The sequence below is a fragment of the uncultured Corynebacterium sp. genome, from assembly GCF_946998835.1.
In the GTDB taxonomy this organism is placed as follows: domain Bacteria; phylum Actinomycetota; class Actinomycetes; order Mycobacteriales; family Mycobacteriaceae; genus Corynebacterium.
This window is the reverse complement of the sequence record NZ_CAMQAZ010000027.1, coordinates 1-20,471: the sequence shown is the minus strand read 5'-3', so window position 1 is coordinate 20,471 and position 20,471 is coordinate 1. Positions and strand designations below refer to the sequence as shown.

The 20,471-nt window shown below is 58.3% G+C and carries 20 protein-coding genes; 6 read left to right on the top strand and 14 right to left on the bottom strand.

Translation table 11 applies throughout. The features are described 5' to 3' along the window. Window positions 1-59: 59 nt before the first annotated feature. The gene (locus Q0U90_RS09305) at window positions 60-587 is read right to left on the bottom strand and encodes a GNAT family N-acetyltransferase (RefSeq protein WP_297454041.1); all 528 of its coding nucleotides are present in this window, start codon (window positions 585-587) and stop codon (window positions 60-62) included. An 80-nt stretch (window positions 588-667) separates the two neighbouring features. Here Q0U90_RS09305 and Q0U90_RS09300 point away from each other — a divergent pair, with 80 nt between their 5' ends. Beyond that, window positions 668-1,426, top strand: coding sequence for an enoyl-CoA hydratase-related protein (locus tag Q0U90_RS09300; RefSeq protein WP_297454038.1), 759 nt, complete (start codon window positions 668-670; stop codon window positions 1,424-1,426). Window positions 1,427-1,466: 40 nt separating this feature from the next. On the opposite strand, the gene metS is transcribed toward Q0U90_RS09300, so the two are convergent. The 5 genes from metS to Q0U90_RS09275 form a co-directional block, all read right to left on the bottom strand. Continuing rightward, on the bottom strand, window positions 1,467-1,634 hold the full coding sequence (metS, locus tag Q0U90_RS09295) for a methionine/alanine import NSS transporter subunit MetS (RefSeq protein ID WP_297454035.1): 168 nt from the start codon (window positions 1,632-1,634) through the stop codon (window positions 1,467-1,469). A gap of 6 nt (window positions 1,635-1,640) precedes the next feature. Further along, a complete protein-coding gene (locus Q0U90_RS09290; RefSeq protein WP_297454033.1) occupies window positions 1,641-3,251 on the bottom strand; it encodes a sodium-dependent transporter in 1,611 nt (536 codons plus the stop codon). Between the two features lie 579 nt (window positions 3,252-3,830). Continuing rightward, entirely contained in the window at window positions 3,831-5,003 is a 1,173-nt protein-coding gene (locus Q0U90_RS09285; RefSeq protein WP_297454029.1) for an acyl-CoA dehydrogenase family protein, read from the bottom strand. A 623-nt stretch (window positions 5,004-5,626) separates the two neighbouring features. Further along, entirely contained in the window at window positions 5,627-6,400 is a 774-nt protein-coding gene (locus Q0U90_RS09280) for an alpha/beta fold hydrolase (RefSeq protein WP_297454026.1), read from the bottom strand. Window positions 6,401-6,444: 44 nt separating this feature from the next. Then, the gene (locus tag Q0U90_RS09275; protein WP_297454022.1) at window positions 6,445-6,837 is read right to left on the bottom strand and encodes a DUF5997 family protein; all 393 of its coding nucleotides are present in this window, start codon (window positions 6,835-6,837) and stop codon (window positions 6,445-6,447) included. A 40-nt stretch (window positions 6,838-6,877) separates the two neighbouring features. Here Q0U90_RS09275 and Q0U90_RS09270 point away from each other — a divergent pair, with 40 nt between their 5' ends. Then, window positions 6,878-7,618, top strand: a complete 741-nt coding sequence (locus tag Q0U90_RS09270) for a LysR family transcriptional regulator (RefSeq protein ID WP_297454019.1) — start codon at window positions 6,878-6,880, stop codon at window positions 7,616-7,618. Window positions 7,619-7,682: 64 nt separating this feature from the next. Beyond that, on the top strand, window positions 7,683-8,315 hold the full coding sequence (locus Q0U90_RS09265) for a GNAT family N-acetyltransferase (protein WP_297454016.1): 633 nt from the start codon (window positions 7,683-7,685) through the stop codon (window positions 8,313-8,315). A 30-nt stretch (window positions 8,316-8,345) separates the two neighbouring features. Here the strand turns inward: Q0U90_RS09265 and Q0U90_RS09260 are convergent, their stop codons facing one another. The 4 genes from Q0U90_RS09260 to glpX form a co-directional block, all read right to left on the bottom strand. After that, window positions 8,346-9,944: an MDR family MFS transporter gene (locus tag Q0U90_RS09260; RefSeq protein ID WP_297454013.1), complete on the bottom strand. Its 1,599-nt coding sequence runs from the start codon at window positions 9,942-9,944 to the stop codon at window positions 8,346-8,348. After that, window positions 9,934-10,620, bottom strand: a complete 687-nt coding sequence (locus Q0U90_RS09255; RefSeq protein ID WP_297454010.1) for a TetR/AcrR family transcriptional regulator — start codon at window positions 10,618-10,620, stop codon at window positions 9,934-9,936. Before Q0U90_RS09255 ends, Q0U90_RS09260 begins: the two co-directional genes overlap by 11 nt. A 268-nt stretch (window positions 10,621-10,888) precedes the next feature. After that, window positions 10,889-12,289: a class II fumarate hydratase gene (locus Q0U90_RS09250; protein ID WP_297454007.1), complete on the bottom strand. Its 1,401-nt coding sequence runs from the start codon at window positions 12,287-12,289 to the stop codon at window positions 10,889-10,891. A 161-nt stretch (window positions 12,290-12,450) separates the two neighbouring features. After that, window positions 12,451-13,476, bottom strand: coding sequence for a class II fructose-bisphosphatase (gene glpX / locus Q0U90_RS09245; protein WP_297454004.1), 1,026 nt, complete (start codon window positions 13,474-13,476; stop codon window positions 12,451-12,453). A 370-nt stretch (window positions 13,477-13,846) separates the two neighbouring features. Here glpX and Q0U90_RS09240 point away from each other — a divergent pair, with 370 nt between their 5' ends. Beyond that, window positions 13,847-14,476: a DUF4245 domain-containing protein gene (locus tag Q0U90_RS09240; protein ID WP_297454001.1), complete on the top strand. Its 630-nt coding sequence runs from the start codon at window positions 13,847-13,849 to the stop codon at window positions 14,474-14,476. Here the strand turns inward: Q0U90_RS09240 and Q0U90_RS09235 are convergent. From Q0U90_RS09235 to Q0U90_RS09220, 4 genes are all read right to left on the bottom strand, one after another. After that, complete coding sequence (locus Q0U90_RS09235; RefSeq protein WP_297453998.1) at window positions 14,469-14,777, bottom strand: exodeoxyribonuclease VII small subunit; 309 nt, start codon at window positions 14,775-14,777, stop codon at window positions 14,469-14,471. The genes Q0U90_RS09240 and Q0U90_RS09235 overlap by 8 nt on opposite strands. 89 nt (window positions 14,778-14,866) lie before the next feature. Next, entirely contained in the window at window positions 14,867-16,102 is a 1,236-nt protein-coding gene (xseA, locus tag Q0U90_RS09230; protein ID WP_297453995.1) for an exodeoxyribonuclease VII large subunit, read from the bottom strand. Between the two features lie 108 nt (window positions 16,103-16,210). After that, window positions 16,211-17,362 (bottom strand): DUF6542 domain-containing protein, encoded by a 1,152-nt coding sequence (locus Q0U90_RS09225; RefSeq protein ID WP_297453992.1) that lies wholly within the window; start codon window positions 17,360-17,362, stop codon window positions 16,211-16,213. A gap of 80 nt (window positions 17,363-17,442) precedes the next feature. Further along, window positions 17,443-18,993, bottom strand: a complete 1,551-nt coding sequence (locus Q0U90_RS09220) for an AI-2E family transporter (RefSeq protein WP_297453989.1) — start codon at window positions 18,991-18,993, stop codon at window positions 17,443-17,445. Between the two features lie 94 nt (window positions 18,994-19,087). Here Q0U90_RS09220 and ychF point away from each other — a divergent pair, with 94 nt between their 5' ends. Then, a complete protein-coding gene (gene ychF, locus Q0U90_RS09215) occupies window positions 19,088-20,170 on the top strand; it encodes a redox-regulated ATPase YchF (RefSeq protein ID WP_048759710.1) in 1,083 nt (360 codons plus the stop codon). 20 nt (window positions 20,171-20,190) lie between these two features. Further along, the coding region (locus Q0U90_RS09210; protein ID WP_297453983.1) for a recombinase family protein at window positions 20,191-20,471 on the top strand (281 nt) is incomplete at its 3' end.

The window sequence follows — 20,471 nt, the reverse complement described above, 5'->3', positions numbered from 1 at the left end:
CGGTTTAGCAGTTATCCACATCCGGACTTTTCACCACCGCAACACCGCAGGTCCGCTTGTTAGGCCCCGAAGTCGCTTAGGGCACCGCCGGTGAGGCGGAAGGTGTCCCATTCATCCATGGGGAATGCACCGAGGGAGCGGTAGAAGTCGATGGAGGGCTGATTCCACTTCAGGACGCACCATTCGACCCGCGAGTATCCGCGTTCCACGGCAATCCGCGCGAGGTTTTGCAGCAGCGCCTTGCCCTTGCCGGTGCCGCGTGCTTCGGGGCGGACGTAGAGGTCCTCCAGATAGATGCCGTGTGTGCCTTCCCAGGTGGAGTAGTTGAGGAACCACAGGGCAATACCGTCGAGGCGCGGGCCAGCGCCGCCACCCCCAACACCGCCTTCATCGCAGCCGCCCAAATTTCCGGATGTGGAGTCGACGACGTGGCAGAAAATCGCGGGGTTGTCCCCGAAGAGTTGTTCGCGGAGGCGCTCCGGGGTCAGGCGGACGGCGTCGGGTTCTTTTTCGTAGGCCGCCAGGTCTTTGATGAGGTCGACGATCTCGTGGACGTCGTCAGGCGTGGCGGGGCGTGGAAGTGTCATGTGTTCCTTGTTACTTGTGGCGGGTGATTTGGGGCAAAAGTGCGTCCGAGTTGGGGGAGATTGCGATAGTCTGCGGGGGTATGAGCAACGTTACTCAAGAATTTTCCGACGGCATTCTAGCCATCACCATCGACCGCCCGGATGCATACAATTCCCTGGATAAGAATCTCCGGTTGGAGCTGAAAGCCGCTTTTGAGCGTGCGCAAGAGCCGGATGTGCGCGCTGTTATCCTGCTCGGCGGGCCGAAGGCGTTTTGCACGGGCCAGGATTTGAAGGAGCACATCTCTGACCTGCAGTCGGGCGCTGGCATGGGCAAGGTTGTCGATGAGTACAACCCGATGGTCGCGGAGCTGACAGCGATCAACGTGCCGGTGATTGCCGCTATCGAGGGGGCTGCCGCGGGTGCCGGTTGGTCGCTGGCGCTGCACTGCGACTTCCGCATCGCTGGCCCGAAGGCATCGTTCAAGGCGGCGTTCCCGTCGATTGGGCTGGCCACGGACTGTGGCATGTCGGCGCTGCTGCCGCGCATGGTTAGCGACGCGAAGGCGCGTGAGCTGTTGTTCTTCGATAAAAAGGTGCTTGCCGACGAGGCCCTGAGCCTCGGCCTGGTTACTGAAGTGGTAGACGATCCAGCGGCTCGGGCACGTGAGCTGGCAGCCCAGTTTGCTGCGGGCCCGACGGCCGCGCTGAAGGAGATCAAGACTCTGCTGCGCCGGGACACTCTGGCCGCTGCGGCGGCGGAGGCGGATGCGCAGGCGCGCCTGGCGGTCTCGGCCGACCATAAGGAAGCGGTGGCCGCTTTCTTGGAGAAGCGACCACCGCGTTTTGTTGGTAAGTAAGTCAGGTACGTGGAGTGGTGGGAAAGGCTGTAGTTAAGAACTACTGCTCTTCCTGCGCCCCCAGTACTTCACTGGTGAGGTCTGGGTGATCGCCCAGCTCACCGGACACCTCATCTGGGTGCTTGGACAGGCTGATCAGTGCGACCGCCAGTCCGCCCCAGATGACGATGATGAATAGCGCCATCATGACAATTGCGATACCGGACATTGTGGCTTAAACCTCCTCGGTTTCCGGGGTGTGCTTGCGTGGCAGGTGTGAGGTCCGTTTGAAGTCCGGAGTCACACCGAAGTCTGAGCCCGGAGGGCCGTCGAGGCGGTGCTGACCGCGCCATGGCAGGATGGCCATAATCAGGGCGCCGATGAGAATCACGCCGATGACACCCCAACCGAAGACATCGATCTGCGCATCGGAGTAGCCACCGTAGTTTTCTTGGAACAGACCGATGAGCTCCTGGAATAGGATGACGGCGAGAATGACCGGCGTGATGTTGCCGACGAAGATTTGCCACATGGTGCCGACCTTGAAAGAGGATACGGCGTTGAGGTGCATGGCGAATTCGTTGGTGCGGCGCAGAATCCAATCGGTCGCGATGATGGTCAGCAGTGCGACCAGGACGATGCCGACGTTGTTGGTGAACTTATCGACGATGTCGAGGGTTCCCAGACCAGAGGTGGTCGGGAAGGCCAGCAGCGAGATGACGGCCATGGAGCCACCGACGGTGAGGGTGGCCTGGACGCGGCCGAGGTTCAGCTTGTCCTTAACGGCGGAGACGACGACCTCAAGCAGCGACATCAGGGAGGTCACACCGGCGATTGCCAGGGAGAGGAAAAACAGCAGGCCGAAGACCGAACCGATGAAGCCTGGCATCTCGGAAATAACCGTCGGGAAGGCGATGAAGGCAAGACCGATGCCGGAGGTTGCGACCTCGTCGACAGCCTGGCCCGACTGCGTTGCCATGAAGCCCAGGGTGGCGAAGACACCGATACCGGCGAGAACCTCGAAGGAGGAGTTCGCGAACGCGGTGACCAGGCCGGAACCGGTGAGGTTGGTGCGTGGCTTCAGGTAGGAAGCGTAGGTCAGCATGATGCCGAACGCCACGGACAGAGAGAAGAAGATCTGGCCGTATGCGGCGATCCACACGCTGGAGTCGGTGAGTGCGGACCAGTCCGGGGTGAAGAATGCGTCCAGGCCCTTGGCAGCGCCTTCCAAGGTCAGGGAGTAGATGACCACTGCGATGAAGAGAACGGTCAGCAGTGGGATGAAGATAATCGAGACCTTACCGATGCCCTTGTCCACACCAGCGGCCAGAATGCCGATGACGAGAACCCAGACGATGAGCAGGACAATAGAAATCGACGGGACGAAGTCCAGCGAGAAGACGCTTTCGGTGTCGGCTTGGAGGAAGTCCTTCATAAAGTGGGTTTCAGCATCCGAGCCCCAGCTCTTGCTGATGGACTTCCAGGCGTAAATAAACGACCACGCGATGATGACAGCGTAGTAGACGGTAATGAAGAAGGCGATGCCGACCTGAATCCAGCCGATTGGTTCTGCCCAGGGCTTAATACGGCGCATTGACTTCGGTGCGGAACCGCGGAAGCGGTGACCGATGGCGAAGTCGAGGAACAGTAGTGGAATACCTGCGGTCAGAAGTGCGACCAGGTAGGGGATGAGGAAGGCGCCGCCACCGGAGTCGTATGCGACATAGGGGAAACGCCAGATGTTTCCGAGCCCGACTGCCGAGCCGATGGCGGCGAAAATGAAGGCTGCTCGGGTGGAAAACACCTCCCTTCGCTGAGGGCTAGCGGTCGAGTTGGTTGTGCTCATTGGCTCTGGAACTCCGATCCTTCATTTTTCGGTCACGCATTAGCGCAGCCTTGGGGGAAATTGGTGAAGTGCATCACCATTACTTAATGGAATCTTAGTATATGAGATGGGTGTCCCATTGTATAGTTTCAGTTTTGTAGGGGGTAATGGTTTTGTTTCGGGGTAGGGACGGCGGCGACGGCGACAGAAAGTGGGGGGGGATCAACAAAAGAAGGAGGGAGCGCCAATCAAAGCCGCCCAAGCGTCCGAAGGGGTGACTATCGAATGCCCGCTACAAAGGCCACCTAACTGATATCAGGTGTTTCCACCCTCCCTAGAATTCGTCCCAATCTAGGACATGCAAAAACCCCGTCAGGAAAAGCTGAACTGCTCCCTATTAGTTGGACTGAGAAAACAGTTACCGACTAGTGGGGGGGGGCTAGTTCAAGACCTGACGGGGTTTGGTCGAATGCGCTCTTGCACAACGCTGCGCAAAAGCTCTTGCATAACGCTGCGCAACACTTCGCAAAAGCGCTAAGGTAAGCGCTTCGGCAGATTGTTGCCGCGCATTGCTAATAGAGCTCGCTGGTAAGTTCCGCTTTACTCTGCGCCGCCCTTGGCGATACGACGGAAGATGATCTCCTTCATGATCTCGTTGGTGCCACCGTAGATGGTCTGGACCTTGGAGTCGAGGTAGTGAGTGGAGATTGGGTACTCGAGCATGAAGCCGTAGCCACCGAACATCTGCAGGCAGCGGGTAACGATGTCCTGCTGCTCCTCGGTGGTCCAGTACTTGGCCATGGAAGCGCCGGTCTCGTCCAGCTGGCCAGCGTTGTGAGCCATAACAGCCTGGTCAACGAAAGCCTGCAGGGCAGTGACGCGGGTAGCGATATCAGCCAGGTAGTGGCCGTGAACCTGGTGCTGGATAATCGGGCGACCGAATGCCTCGCGCTCCTGAGCGTACTTGTAAGCCAGGGTCCAGGCGCGGCGGGAAGTTGCCACAGAGCCGCAAGCCAGGGTCAGGCGCTCGTGAGCGAGGTTGGTGCGCAGGTAGCCGAAGGCTGCGCCCTCTTCGCCGAGCAGGTTCTCAGCCGGAACGCGGACGTTGTCGAAGTTCAGCTCAGCGGTGTCCTGAGCCTTCAAGCCGACCTTCTGCAGCGGGCCAGCCTTGGTGAAGCCCTCGAGGTCGGCGTCGACGATGAACATGGAGACACCAGCGCGGCCCTTGGATGGGTCGGTGATAGCTGCCACGAGAGCGAAGTCAGCCATCATGCCGTTGGAGATGAAGATCTTGGTGCCGTTGAGGACGTAGTGGTCGCCGTCCTTCTTAGCGAAGGTGCGCATACCAGCCAGGTCGGAACCGGCACCCGGCTCGGTCATGGCGAGGCAGCCGATGGTGTCGCCGGCGTTCATGGAAGCCAGGTACTTCTGCTTCTGCTCTTCGTTACCGAACTTGGCCAGGTACGGGGCGACCAGGTCGTTGAGAACGCCGAAGGAAACGACGATGGAACCACAGTCAGCGTTGGAGAGCTCTTCGTTCAGGACCTGGTTGTAGCGGAAGTCCATCTCTCCGCCGCCACCGTACTGCTCCGGGGTGGACATGCCGATTAGGCCCAGCTCGCCGGCTTTCTTGAAGACCTCACGGTCCGGCTGACCTTCCTTGTGCCAGCGCTCTACGTTCGGGGTGATTTCCTTCTCGACGAAGCCGCGAACCATGTCGCGGAACATGTTGTGCTCTTCTTCGAAGTGAGTGCGGGGCAGAAAGTCCTTCATGACATGCTCCTAGAAATGTTGATCGTGGGAATTTTGTCTTAAGACCTTTTCATACGTCATAGATAAACGCGCGTGGCCTTGGTTCATCGTCATAGTGACTATGACTGTTGTACCCCATTATGCACGAGTGTGACGAGCGACACTGATTTTTTTAAAAGTTTTCTCGGATTGGTGGTGTGAAATCGCTTGACGACGACCATTGCGTCTTCGCCACGGCTGAAAAATCACCCCCGTTGTGATTGGACATTTCCCGTCGGTCTAGTGGTGGTACCAACAGGGCGGGGAGTTAGGTAATGCTAACCTACACGGCCAGGTGAATGGCTATTTTTTATCCCCGAGAACCTTTGGATTGCTGCGTCCTTTTGGTGGAAAACGGTGAATGTGATGCGCTAGTTTTCGGGGGTGATTAACGAAACATTCTAGTTTTCTTATTCCCATTCGTGCTGGTGGTCGATACTATGGGCTTCAGGTGGAAAGCGGTTTTCTTGATTATCCGAGCTCCTTCCACTGCAGTCATAGCAACCTCCAATTGCACTCGAAAAATAATGACGCGACCCGTACGCCGCCCCTTGTGGAATGGACAGCGCGCAGGTCGCGTCATTTTTTATTTCCGCGGTTGAGATCTAGTCGGCAATCCCGTCAATGTGCGCCAGCAGCGCTGAGTTGTAGTACTCCGGGGTCTCCTGGTTAAGCAGGTGCTTAGCCGGTGAAACGACGACCATGGTCGAGCCCTCGATGCCGTCGTGAAGCGAAGTGACGACATCTAGGGGTGTAGATGTGTCCTGCTTACCGGCGATGACCAGCGTTGGAGCGGTGATGTCGGCAAGCCGCTCGCGGGTGTCGAAGCGGGACAGTGCTCCGCAGGCACCGATGTAGCCGTCGTTGGGGCAGTCAGCAATCATGTCCCGGAAGCGGGCTGGTAGTTCGGGGTTGGTGTCGAAGCACTCGTCGGTGAACCAGTTACGGACGACGGTGTCGGCAAGTGCCACCGTGCCCTTTTCGCGTACGAGCTCGGCCTTTTCCTGCCAGGCCTCAGGTGTGCCGAACTTCGGAGCCGTCGACGACAGTGTCAGACTGGTTACTCGATTGGCGTGCTCTAGCGCGATGGTCTGGGCGATCGCGCCGCCGAGTGAGAGCCCCACAAAGTGTGCGCGGTCGACATCCTCCTCATTGAGGACCTCGATGATATCGGCAGCCAAGTGACTCATATCCCACTCGCCCTCGGGGATTGGGGAATCGCCATGGCCACGGACATCAGGCGTGATGACCTGGTACTTCTCGCTCAAAGCGGCTGCCTGTGGCTCCCACATCTCCTGTGTGGTGCCCAGCGAGCCAATCAGGACAACAGTGCCGTTGCCCTTGTGATTGATTGCATGTGCGGTGTAGTCGATGGACATGGGAAGATCCTCCTTAAAGGTGTTGGCTGTGTCAGCTGTGTCAGCTATTTCTCAGCTGCGCGAGCAGCTTCAGCGGCAGCCCGACCAGGGCCATCGTCCTTCTTGGCCTCTACCTCCGCGGCTTCGGCTCGCTGCTTCGCCATAGACTCACGAGCGGTCTCCAGCCACTCCGGCATCTGCTCGAGCAAATCCTTGATCTCCGCCGTCGTCAGTGGCTTATCCATGTCGTTCTTCTTTAGCGCCGTAATGGTGATGCCCAGCTTGCGGGCAACTTCCGGGCGCGGGTGCGGTCCATTGCGGCGCAGCTCAGCGAGCCACTCCGGCGGATTGGACTGCAGCTCCACAAACTGTGCGTGCGAAATCTCACCAGTGCGAAATTCCTCGGGTGTGGCCGGGAGGAAAATGCCAAGTTTCTTGGCTGCGGTTAGGGGTTTCATGGGTTCAACGCTAGCACCCATTCGAGTAACCTTGCGGAGTATGTCGACTCCTGAACCCGCCGTCCTGCGCATCGTGTTCGCCACCGGCACCAGTCCCGAGAAGTGGTTTCGCCGCTTTAGGGATCGAATTCCGGCGACACTGCACACCCACGCCGCCGACGATCCGATGTCCGACATAGTCGAAGGTACTGCTGATATGGCGCTCGTGCGGTTGGAGTCCGAAAGCTCGCTGCCCGAGTCGCTCCATCGCATCCGGCTTTACGACGAAGCCTGGGGCGTGGCCTTCGAGAAAGAGCACGTGTTCTCTCTCACAGAGTCCGTGCTGGAGGAGCTGTTGGCGGACGAAACTGTGCTGTTGACCTCCGTGGATGCGGATGAGCTGCGACAGATGCTGCCCGTTGCGGCCACTGGTGCAGGCGTCGTAGTGGGACCTCGCACGATTTTGAAGGCGCTGTCGAAGAAGGCGGTGGCCTCATCGAACTTGGTGGCCGAGGAAGGTGCCACAGAACCGCTGTCTCGGACAGCTATTTGGTTGGTGTGGCCGAAAGTAGAGGACGACGAGCTCCGGCAGGAGTTCGTCGGCATTGTCCAGGGGCGCAGGGAAGGCTCGACACGCACGCAGTTGGGGCGCAAGAAGGCTGACGAGCAGCCGAAGAAGTTGTCGGCCAGAGAAAAGACGCTTGCTAAGCAAGCCCGCCGGCAGCGCGCTGGGGCCGTCGTAAAGCATGCGCGCAGTGGGCGTGGCGGACGTCGAAGCGGGCGGCCGCGTAGGCGAAAGTAATTTTTTTACAATATTTTTCCCGTTTCGTTCGACGCGCGCGGAAAAATTAGCCACACTTGTAGTTATGGCTGAAAAGAAGCGCGATTTCACGATTCGAATGATGCGTGAAGAGGACTATCCACAGATCCAAGAGATCTACGAAATTGGCCTGGATACGGGGCACGCATCGTGGGAACACTCCGCTCCTGAGTGGGAAGAATTCATCGCTCTCAAACGAGTGGATTTGTGTTACGTCGCAGTCGACGCGGAGAACCCGGACAAAATTCTGGCATGGGCATCGGCAGCGCCGGTATCCAAGCGCCCGATTTTCCATGGTGTCATCGAAGACTCCATCTACGTTCACCCTGATGGGCAGGGCATGGGCTTGGCGGCGACGCTGCTGAAGAAGCTTATCGACGATGCCACGGAGCTCGACTGCTGGTCGATTCACTCGTGGGTCTTCCCGGAGAATGTGGGCTCGCTCAAGCTGCACCAAAAGCTCGGCTTCCGCGAAGTGGGTATCTACCACCACATGGCAAAGATGACCTACGGCCCGATGGCGGGGCAGTGGCGTGATGTCATTATTTTGGAAAAGCTGCTGGAAAAGCCGGAAGAGCGCGCGCTGAAGCGCGTCCAGGAAGAAGCAGAAGCCGCCGGTGAGCCGAACCGTCCGATTTTGGACAAGCTCGACCGCGCCGACGGCCAGGTGGGGGCATAGCTACCGCAAGCTGCGGATTGCTTGGATTAATTACTCGACGGTTTCCTTCAACGGATCCTCGCGAACAAAGAACACAATGATTGCGGCCAGGATAATCACTGGTGTCAGCACCAAGAAGATCGGCGTCAAACCATCGTTGTAGCTGGAGATCAGCGCTTCGTGGATTGGCGCCGGCAGTCTATCTAGCACCTGCGGAGTCAGGGAACCGATGGACTTGGAGGAAAAGCCCTCCGGTCCCATTTGCTTTGCGAACTCCGCGGCAGCCTCGGGGGAGGCGGCCTTAATCTGCTCGATGGCAGCCGGGACACGCTCGCCGGCCAAGTCCTTCATGCGGTGGATGAAGATCGAGCCCACGATGGAGGAGCCCACCGCGCCACCGATTTGGCGGAAGAAGTTATTCGCAGCAGTAGCGGTACCGACCATGGCGACCGGGAAGGAGTTCTGGACAATGAGCACCAGAACCTGCATGCCGGTACCCAGGCCGAAGCCCATGATGAACAGGTAAACGCCAACCTGCCACAGTGGGGTAGTGGTCTCCAAAGTGGACAGCAGATAGAGCGAGACGGCCATAATCAACAGGCCGATGAATGGGTAGAAGCGGTACTTACCAGTCCGGGAAACAATCTGGCCCACACCGATTGAGGTCAGCAGCATACCGACCATCATCGGAGTCATCATCAAGCCTGCCGCGGTCGGCGACATTGAGTGCACCATCTGCAGGTAGGTCGGAATGTATGCCATCGTGCCAAACATTGCGATTCCCAGAATCAAACCGGACACTGTTGTGAGCACGAAGTTGCGGTTGTTAAACAGGTGCGTCGGAATCAGGGGGTTGGCAACTCGGGTCTCGGTGAAGAAGAACAGCATCCAGGAAATGGCCGAGGCAACGATGAGTGAAATGATGACGCCAGAGTTCCACTCGTACTGCGTGCCTCCCCACGTGGTAGTGAGAATCAACGTCGATGCAGCGGCAGTCAGGAACATCGTGCCGATGTAGTCGAAGTTGCCCTCGCGCCGGCGGCGTGGCAACTTCAGGAAGGCCGCGGCTGCCAACAGCGCAATTACGCCCATGGGGACGTTAATCCACAGACCCCAGCGCCAGCCCGGGCCGTCGGTGAACCAGCCGCCCAATACAGGACCCAGTACGGAACTCAGCCCAAATACGGCGCCCATGATGCCCATGTACTTACCACGCTGCCGGGCCGGAATGACCTCAGCCAGGATGGCCTGCGAGGAGACCATTAGCGTGCCGCCAGCAAATCCCTGGAAAGCGCGGGCCGCGATGAGCAAGCTCATCGAGTTGGTGACTGCGCCCATGACCGAGCCAATCATGAACAGCGCGATGCCCATCATGAACAGGCCCTTGCGGCCAATCATGTCACCGAGCTTGCCGACAATTGGCATTGCTACAGTCTGGGCCAGCAAGAAAGCAGAAATGACCCACGACATGTGATCGACTCCGCCGAGCTCGCCGACGATGGTCGGCAGTGCAGTGGCGAAAATCATCTGCCCCAGCGAGCTCATCAGCATAGTGAGAATGAGCGCGAAGAAGATGATGCCCAAGTGTGATTCGTTGTCAGAAACCGTGGTGTCTTTATTGCCTTGAGCAGTGGTGGTGCTAGCTGTCACTATTCCTCCTCCAGAAATGTGAGACGACGTCGGCAGCGTCGTGAAGCGGTGTGTCTGTTGTGAATTCGTCCAGATGGGAAGATGAATAAAGTACGCATTCGCGGACGAAACCGACCGAGAGTGCTACCTCATGCTCGACGGGAAGCTCCGGATGGGTGCGCGACTGTGGATTCATCTCGAAATAACGCTCAAACGTGGACCGGACGCGCCGCATTGAGTTGCCAAAATTGGCAAGGACAACTGTCGATAGTTTTGGCTCGTTGCGCAAAATCTCGCGGATGCGCTCCTTGAGCATGCGGTGCAACTCTTCGGTCGCCCCCAGTGCTTGGTATCGGAGTAGCTGGGTGCGATGCTTTTGCTCAATGAAATCGAGCATGTCCCCGATGGGGTCTTGGTGCTTCTGATCGAGGAACAGTTTTTCATCGTCAGCATCGAAAGACATGATGCCGTTGCCGAAGATGGACTGATCCTTGGAGTCGAAGTAGTTGAAGAATGTGCGTCGACTGATGTTGACCTGCTGGCAAATGTCTTCGATATTGACGTGGTCGTATCCGCGATTGAGCACGAGGGCGGTCGCAGCATCGGCCAAAGCACAGTGAGTCTTGAACCTTTTGAGCTCTCGGAGGCCGCACTCGGGGCGTTCTCTGGAGCGATCATCGATATCTTCTATTTGCACGGAGTGTAACTATACACCCCGTGCAACAATATGCAAGGTGATGTGTCAACTAGCTGTTTTCCCGCAAGCTGTCGATACTTTGTTGAGAAAACCTCTGTGGGAACAGAAAAATCCCCTTTTCTAAACCACCTCGGTGAGAAGGCGGCTTGCGAAAAGGGGTTTTTCGACCGGTTCTACATCGCTAAAACCGGCTGCAGTTGACCATCGCGCCTGCCATACTTAAGTACGACAGGCAGAGACAGTCAGAGGCAGCCAGCGACCGTTGAAATTAGTCACGATCAGTGTTGGCCATTGCCAGCACATCGAGGCGCTTGTCCAGCTCTTCCTCGGTCAGCTTCTCGCCGTCTACGAAGCCCATGTCGATGACGGTCTGACGGATAGTCTTGCCTTCCTTCAGAGCAGTCTTAGCGACCTTAGCTGCGTTCTCGTAGCCGATAGCGGAGTTCAGCGGGGTGACGATCGACGGGGAGGACTCAGCCAAAGTCTTCATACGCTCGATGTTCGGCTCGATGCCGTCAACCAGCTTCTCAGCGAAGACGCGAGCGGTGTTGGCCAGCAGCTTGGAGGACTCCAGGACGTTGCGTGCCATGACCGGGATGAAGACGTTCAGCTCGAACGCACCGTTAGCGCCGGCGAAGGCGACAGCGGCGTCGTTACCCATGACCTGTGCTGCGACCTGAGTAGCGGTCTCACACAGAACCGGGTTGACCTTGCCCGGCATGATGGAGGAACCCGGCTGCAGGTCCGGCAGGTGGATTTCAGCGAGGCCGGTCAGCGGGCCGGAGCCCATCCAACGGATGTCGTTAGCAATCTTGTTCAGGGAGACAGCAACCGAGCGCATAGCGCCGGAGAACTCGACCAGACCGTCGCGGTTAGCCTGAGCCTCGAAGTGGTTCTTGGCCTCGCGCAGCTCCTCGATGCCGGTCAGCTCAACGAGCTCAGCGGTGACCTTGGCGCCGAAGTCAGCCGGGGTGTTCAGGCCGGTGCCGACAGCGGTACCGCCAATTGGCAGCTCGCCCAGGCGCGGCAGAGTGGCCTCAATGCGCTCGATGCCAGCTTCAATCTGGCGAGCGTAACCGGAGAACTCCTGTCCCAGGGTGACCGGGACGGCATCCATCAGGTGGGTACGGCCGGACTTAACGACGGTCTCCCATTCCTTGGCCTTCTTGGCCAGAGACTCCTGCAGGACCTTCAGGCCCGGGATGAGGTCCTTGACAGCGGCCTCGGTTGCGGCGACGTGAGTTGCGGTCGGGAACGTGTCGTTAGAGGACTGGCCCATGTTGACGTGGTCGTTCGGGTGAACCTCAACGCCGTTGGCCTTTGCGATGGATGCAATGACCTCGTTGGTGTTCATGTTGGAGGAAGTACCCGAACCGGTCTGGAAGACATCAATCGGGAACTCAGCGTCGTGCTTGCCCTCTGCAATTTCCTTGGCGGCGGCGACGATGGCATCTGCCTGCTCGACAGACAGCAAGCCGCGGTCCTTGTTAACGATGGCGCAAGCTGCCTTCAGCAGGCCCATTGCGCGAATCTGTGCGGACTCCAGCGGGCGGCCGGAAATCGGGAAGTTCTCAACTGCACGCTGAGTCTGTGCGCGCCACAGGGCGTTAACTGGAACCTTGACCTCGCCCATGGTGTCGTGCTCGATGCGGAACTGCTGCTCTGTCATTCGTTGCCTCTTTCAGTTAGGGGAACTTGAGTGTGCGCCAAACGGCCAATCCCGCATGCCCTTTTCATGCGACGCGGAACCGCTCGCGCATTCGCCTTCAAGTATGAATCAGTTTGATAAAAAAGTGGTGCCCTGAGGGCACCACTAAAGGGGTAGTTTTCTTAAAGGTCGATGTCCGGCATCTCACCAGAGCCGTAGTCGATGGTGGCGTACTTGCGTAGCTTCGCCAGAGAGTGGAAAGCCTCGATCCGGCGGACAGTACCGGACTTGGAGCGCATGACCAGCGAACGAGTCCACGCACCGTTGCCGCGGTAAGCGACACCGCGCAGCATGTCACCGTTGGTGACACCAGTTGCAACGAAGTAGCAGTTATCGGATGCGACCAGGTCATCGGTGGTCAGAATACGAGACAGGTCGTGGCCAGCGTCGAGAGCCTTCTTAATCTCGGCCTCATCGCGCGGGTGCAGCTTGCCCTGAATTTCGCCGCCCATACACTTCATGGCACAAGCGGTAATGACACCTTCCGGAGTGCCGCCGACGCCCATCATGATATCGACGGAGTTCGTGTCCTGAGCTGCGGCAACGGCGCCGGCAACGTCACCGTCGCCGATGAGGCGAACCTTGGCGCCAGCCTCGCGGATGTCACGAATCATGTCGGCGTGGCGCGGACGATCCAGCACGACAACGGTGACATCTTCCGGACGCAGACCCTTGGCCTTCGCAACGGCCTTAATGTTGTGCTCAACCGGAGCTTCGATGTCAATCTTGCCTGCAGCTTCTGGGCCGACAGCAATCTTGTCCATGTAGAACACTGCCGACGGGTCGTACATGGAACCGCGGTCTGCGGCAGCGAGAACGGCGATGGAGTTCGGACGGCCCTCAGCCATCAGAGTGGTGCCGTCAATCGGGTCAACTGCGATGTCGACGGCCGGGCCTTCGCCGTTGCCGACCTTTTCGCCGTTGAACAGCATCGGAGCTTCGTCCTTTTCGCCCTCGCCAATAACAACGACACCGTTCATGGCCACGGTGTTGATGAGCTGGCGCATGGCATCGACGGCAGCGCCGTCGCCCTTTTCCTTCTGACCGCGACCGACCCACTGACCAGCTGCCAGCGCAGCGGATTCAGTAACTCGGACGAGCTCCATCGCAAGGTTGCGATCTGGTGCTTCAGGATTCGAGGCGTTCATTGAATTCTGGCCCTTCCGTCGTTTGAGGAACTCTTTTGAGGTTTGAGAATGTGCTGGGAGACGCCACGCCAGGAAACTGGGGCTTAGCGCTGCAACAATTTCTATCTATTGATGTTTTGGCGCATCGTTTTTAGCGCCATTGCATCTGTTACTAGTGTTCCACTTTTTTCTTGTTCGGGGGTGGACGTAGCGCAAAAGTGGGGGGAGCTTCAGGGCTAAACCCCCACATCACGCGGGTATCAAAAGTTTGTTCCGGTGCCAGTTCGCTTGACGACGTCGACAGCGTCCGTCACCAACCATTGCTAGCTGCAGCTGTGCGGATGCAACCGATGACTAGGTTCGTTGCGAGGCGTTTGGCATACTTGAGCGCGTGGCGAATGAGAAACCTAGGATTTTGCAGGATAGTCGAGATATGATTCTCACCCTCGTGGTGATGTTCGTTGCGGTGGGAGTCACCATCGGCTTTACCGGCTTGTGCAGCTTCAACCCCGGAAAACCGGAAAACGGTCCGGTACGAGAAGTGGATGCTGCGTCATTCGTGAACATGGAGGCTCGGCGGGTGGACTACCCAGTACGCCTGCCGAAGGTGCCCGAGGGCTGGGTTTCCAACTCGACTCGTGCGGGCATGGCAGCGGGCAAACAGACGACCATTATTGGTTATGTCACCGCCAGCGGGGCGTTCATTCAGGTCACTCAGACCGATGCGGAAGCCAGCCAGCTGCCGGATGATGGCAAAAATCGTCGCCGCGATGGTGCCACTGACGTCGAGAGCACGACCTGGACCCAGTATGTTCCAGCTGAGGACAATGTTCGCCGAGTATGGGTCGGCGACCTAGGGGATTCTCGCGCGATTATTGAGGGCACTGCTAACGACGAGGAGTTCACTCAGCTCGCTTCGGCTCTCCAGAAAGCCGAGCCGATTGATGTAGATGCACCGATGCCGGCTCCGTCACAGCCGCAGGAGGCTGCATCCGATGCGCCTGCTGCTCCAGCTAAGTAAGCGGAGTTGGTGTCCCTTCGTCGTCCGCGTGTGCCGTAGCGGCCGCGGCATCCTGATTTTTGCTGGCCAAGGCGGCTTCTACTTTTGCTCGTGCCCCAGCCAAGTGCTCTTCGCAGCGATGAGCCAGGGCCTCGCCCCGCTCCCACAACTCCAGCGACTCGTCCAAGCTCATTTGGCCGAGTTCCAGTAGCTTCACAGTCTCCACCAGTGCATCCCGTGCCTGCTCGTAGCTTAGGTTTTCCACCGGTACCTGCTCCTCAGAAGAGGGAGCTTGACCTGCGCCAAAAATATTGTCGTTCATGAGTGAGTACATCCTTTAAATCTCGTGGTTAAAAGTCTCGTGTAGATAAAAGTTGTGGGCTACTGCAGTGGCCCAAATTCGTTGGCTGTTTAGTTCGCTGGTTTCGTTGCAAGTGTCGCCGCGGAGATAGAGCCGTCCCCCACACGAATACGCAACCGCGAACCCATCGGCGCTTGCTCAATGGATGTCACAACCTCGGGTTCTGGCTGGGAGGCCGACTGTGCCTGGACAATGGCGTACCCACGTGCCAGCGTGGCAGAGGGGCCAAGTGCTGAGACCTTTCCGCGCAACCCCGACACTGTCGCTTCCTCTCGTTCCAGACTGCGGTTGATGAGGAATCGCAGTTGATCCACCTGTGCGGTGACAAACTCTTCGCGCACGCGAATGGGAGTGTGTGGATTGCGCAGCACTGGCCGCGAGGTTAAATCTCGCAAGGTGGCCACCTCTCGGTCCACCCAACGTCGCAGAGATGCAGAGGAGCGCTCACGGAGCTGGCCAATCAGATACCGTTCCTCAGCTGCATCGGGCACAGTCTTCTTCGCCGCATCTGTTGGTGTGGCAGCGCGGAGATCAGCGACGTAGTCCAACAGCGGAGTATCCGGCTCGTGCCCAATCGCCGAAACTACCGGAGTCGTCGCTTTACTCACTGCACGAATCAGTGCCTCGTCCGAAAACGGCAGTAAATCTTCGACGCTGCCACCGCCGCGAGCGATGATAACGACATCGACCTCTGGATCCGCGTCGAGCTGCGATAGTGCGTCAATAATCTCCGGCACTGCCTTTGCTCCCTGCACAATGGTGTTGACAACCCGGAAGTCCACCTCAGGCCAGCGTCCACCTGCTACCGACAGCACGTCTCGTTCGGCGGCGGAACCGCGGCCTGTAATCAACCCAACCTTGTTAGGTAGGTAGGGCAGTGGGCGTTTTAAACGCGGATCAAAAAGGCCCTCGGCTGCAAGCGCCTGCCGTAGCTGTTCCAGCCGAGCCAATAGCTGCCCCAAGCCCACGGGCCTCCACTCCGTAGCCCATAGGGAAAACTGGCCACGACCGGCGTAGAACGCAGGCTTGCCCAAAACCACCACGCGATCGCCGTTGCGCAACGGATTATTGCGCAGTGCCGCTGTCGAGCATGTCACCGACACTGAAAACTCTGCAGAGGTGTCACGCAGTGTGATGTAAGAGAGCTTCCAGCTCGGCTTGGAGTTGACCTGGGCAATTTCCCCCTCCACCCAAATCTGTCCAAGGCGCTCAATATAGTCCTTGACCAACTGGTTCAGGCGTCGAACCTGCACCGGTTTCTCGGCCGACGTTTCCAATTTCGACATACAACAACACTTACACGATGGTGCGGATCGGCTCTGTCACCAAACGCATGTTGCCCACAGGCGAAAACTGCCTGTGGGCAACATGGAAGGTGAAGATGCAGGATGGAATCAGTTACGGTATCGGGGTCCGTGGTCGCGGCCGGTTATACGCTCCTGACGAGGACGCTGCTGCCGCGGCGGCCACTCTTCGGTTGGGCGGTAGTTGGCAGCCGGGCGCACGGGGCGCTGCTGCGACTTCGGGGACGAGGCCTGTGATTGCTGTTCGCCCCACATCCGAGCGGTTCCGCCAGCTTGTCGACGTGGAAACTCCGCTGATGACCGCTGCGGAGCGTTAGCCCGATCAATTGGGCGGCGAGCCTGCTGCCCAGTGGGCTGTGCGGTGGTTGGCCCCTGAGTGAATTGCGGCTGTCCAGGCTGCGGACGAGCCTGCCAACGCGATGTCGGCTGCTGAGTGCGCTGCCTGAAATCAGAGCGCTGTTGGGTATGTGCACGCGAACGATCCGAAGGTCGCGGACGTGGCCGCTGGGCTGGCTGAGGCGTAGAGTCAGCGTTCCCGGATGTCCGAACTTCGGAACGAGTAGGCCTTTGCTGTGCACGTCCGGCCTGCTGACGCGCTTGGCGGCGAGCTTCTGCATCTCGAATAATGTCTGCAGCGGGTCGTCGTGAAGCTGTGCGTTCCTGAGCGCGAGAGGCCACGCGACGGTCGGATTCTGCAAGCCGACGTCGAACCTGTGCGTTGGACTCGACGCTGGCCTCTTCACTGTCTTGACGCTGCTTAGCAGCCTTACGCTGGGTATTAAGAGATTTCTCCTGCTTGCGAGTGATTTCGAGATAGCGCCACACTGCAATGATGATGCAGATAAGCACCAGAATCAGCAGCCATGGGAAGTGCTGGATGATGGGGTACGCGGAGGTAATCATCCGAGCGCGGTTAGGAGTCCCTGCGGTGACACCACCATTTTCGGGATCTGCTAGAGAACCGGTGAACCATGCGGTGAAAAAGGTGACAATCGCGAACAGAAGGGGAATCTGAGCGACTGTAACTACTAGGCCACGGGGAACAACCAAAAGTGTTCCGGCCACAGCGGCCACAGTGAACGCAATGAGGTAGGGCTTACCAATCGCCCCAGTGGGAACAGAAAAGAGCAAGCTGACCACACCGGCCAGAAACATCAGCAACGGCGGCACAAACATCGGCACACGTGGAAGCAGCGGTTGGGTTCCGCTGCCTTTACGGGTTACTGCTGATCTGTTTGACACGAATGCGTATTCTACCGGTAACTAACGTCAAAAACGGACAAGCCCGGTTTATGGGCCTGCCCGTGTCTTATGGGTTCGGGTTACTTATTTTTCTTCGAAAAAGGTCCGGACACCACGTCGGAAATCTTGTGGAAAGCCTTCGTCATTGTGCCCTCCTCCTGTTTGGTTGGCCCAGCATCGGAAGAAACCTGACCGGCGGTGCGGGCATCTGCCTGTACTGCGTTTTCCGCGGAGCTGTCGCCATCGTCACTACCCAGGCGGAACGAAGCCAGACGGTCGCGCATTGCACGGCCGGCAGCCTCAATCTGGATACCCGAGATTGAACCCGCATCCGTAGCGAACTTGATGTCCTTTGCCGTCTTATCTCCTGTGCGCAGGTCGGTGAGGTCGCCGAGGTATCGGAACCAGACTGCAATAACTGCAGTGACCGGCACAGCAAGGAAAGCGCCGATGATGCCGAAAATACCGCCACCGAGCAGAACCACGAGCAGGACGATTGCAGCGTGCAGGTCCATGGCCTTGGACTGCAGAATCGGCGAGAGGATGTTGCCCTCAATCTGCTGGACGGCGATGATGATGAGCAATACGAAGATTGCCGTGGTCAGGCCGTTTGCCACCAACGCGACAACTACCGCAATAAAGCCCGCGGTGAACGCACCGACAATCGGAATGAAGCCGGCGAAGAAGGTCACCACGGCCAGAACCATTGCCAGCGGCACGTTCAAAATCGCAAGACCGGCACCGATGAAGACTGCGTCGATAAGCGAAACGATAGCCTGCGTGCGGATGTAACCCGACAGCGTGTTCCAGGAGCGAGTGAGAACCTCCGTGAGGTGCCAGCCGAGGCGACGCCCCGTCAGACGGCGGAGCCAGGGGAGGAAGTCCTGTCCGTCTTTGATGAAGAAGAACGTCAGCACCAGCATCGCCATCATGGTGACAGCGACCGATGAGACCACTGAAATGCCCTGGAAGACCGTGTTGGCGATATCACCCGAGCGCTGTTGGAGCCATTCAGAGCCCTGGTCCAGTGCGTCGAGAATTTGCTCATCCTTGACGTTAAATGGCGGGGCCTGAATGATGTTCTGGACCTCTTGAATGCCATCAGTGAACTGGCGGCGCAGTTCGGGGAACTGTGACTGCACAGTTGGCGCGAGTAGAGCGACAACGCCGCCAAACATTGCCAGCGCGCCCACGATGACCGTCAATGCGGCGAGTGCACGCGGCCAACGGTGCTTCATCAGGAAGACAGCGGGCGGTGCCAACACTGTGGAGACGATGAGAGCCAGCAGAATTGGCAGAACGCCGGCCCAAATCTTCCCCAGGGCAATTGTGATGACATATAGCGCCGCAGCGGTGATGAGGAAGCGCAGACACCAACCCGCGAACCATCGGGTACCCTCGCCGATGACGTCAGCGCGGTCGATGGATTCGGAGTCGTTTTCGCTCATAAGTTCATCGAGGTTTTCTGCGTCTTCCGGTAAATCCGGTTGAGTCGTCGCCGACTTATGCGCGTCGGAGGGGATAGACAGAGACTGTTCCACACGCAGAGGCTCCGATCCCATTACGTAATCGATAGCGTCTTTTTCGGACTGTGCAGTCCACTCTTCGCCTTCATTGGGTTTATTGCTCACGTATTCATTATGGGGGTTCGGGCGGTGGAGAGGGCAACTTCGCGAAGTTAGGGCGAGTTCAAATCTTTCTCTCCGAGCCCGTAAGATGAGCAATGTGAGTCTTACACTTGGAATCGTCGGTCTGCCCAATGTCGGAAAGTCAACCCTATTTAACGCTTTGACGCGCAACGATGTGTTGGCTGCGAATTATCCGTTCGCCACCATCGAGCCGAACGTCGGCGTTGTGGAGCTTCCCGATCCCCGTTTGAATAAGCTCGCGGAAATTTACAAATCGAAGCGAATCGTTCCAGCCACGGTGTCGTTTGTGGACATCGCCGGCATCGTCAAGGGTGCGTCCGAGGGCGAAGGTCTGGGTAACAAGTTCCTCGCCAACATCCGCGAGGCTGACGCAATCTGTCAGGTCGTCCGTGTCTTCAACGATGATGATGTCGTGCATGTCGATGGCAAGGTCGACCCGGCCTCTGACATCGGTGTGATTGAAACCGAGCTCATCCTGGCGGATATCCAGACCATTGAGAAGGCGCTGCCGCGGCTAGAAAAGGAAGCCAAGAAGGATAAGGACAAGGTCGGCGAGGTTGAGGCTGCCAAGCAGGCTCTTGCCGTGCTGGAAGAGGGGCGCACTCTCTTCGCTGCTTCCGATGATGTGAAGCTCTCCGCTCTGCGCGAGCTGCACTTGCTCACCGCAAAGCCCTTCCTCTACGTTTTCAATGCTGACGAGGAAGTGCTTGCCGACGAGGACCGCCGCGCGGATCTGGCCGCTGCTGTGGAACCGGCGGACTGTGTATTCCTCGATGCGAAGGCTGAGTCGGACCTGCTGGAGCTGGACGAGGAATCCCGCAATGAGCTCCTGGCTGAAATTGGCCAGACCGAGCCGGGTCTGCATTCGCTTGCTCGCGCTGGTTTCCGCACTCTGGGTTTGCAGACCTACCTGACTGCTGGTGAGCAGGAAGCTCGTGCGTGGACTATTCGCAAGGGCGCTACGGCTCCGCAGGCTGCCGGTGTGATTCACACTGACTTTGAGCGTGGCTTCATTAAGGCTGAAATTGTGTCCTTCAATGACTTGGTTGAGGCCGGCTCAATCGCTGAAGCGAAGGCCAAGGGCAAGGTCCGCCAGGAGGGCAAGGACTACATCATGCACGACGGTGACGTGGTGGAGTTTCGTTTCAATGTAACCTGAGGCGCGCTAGTGTTAGCGGCATGACAACACGTGCTGCTATTTACCTCCGTATCTCGCTCGATGCTGCCATGGACGGCCTCGCCATCGACCGGCAGCGCCAGGACTGCGAAGCCCTTGCCGAGCAACGCGGCTGGGACGTCGTGCATACCTACGTCGATCAGTCGATCTCCGCGTCGAAGAAGGACGTGGACCGCCCCGACTACGACGCGATGGTGGCGTCCTTTGAGCGCGGCGAGATCGACGCGATCATTTGCTGGGACCTCGACCGCCTCACACGGCAGCCCTGGCAGCTCGAAGAGTG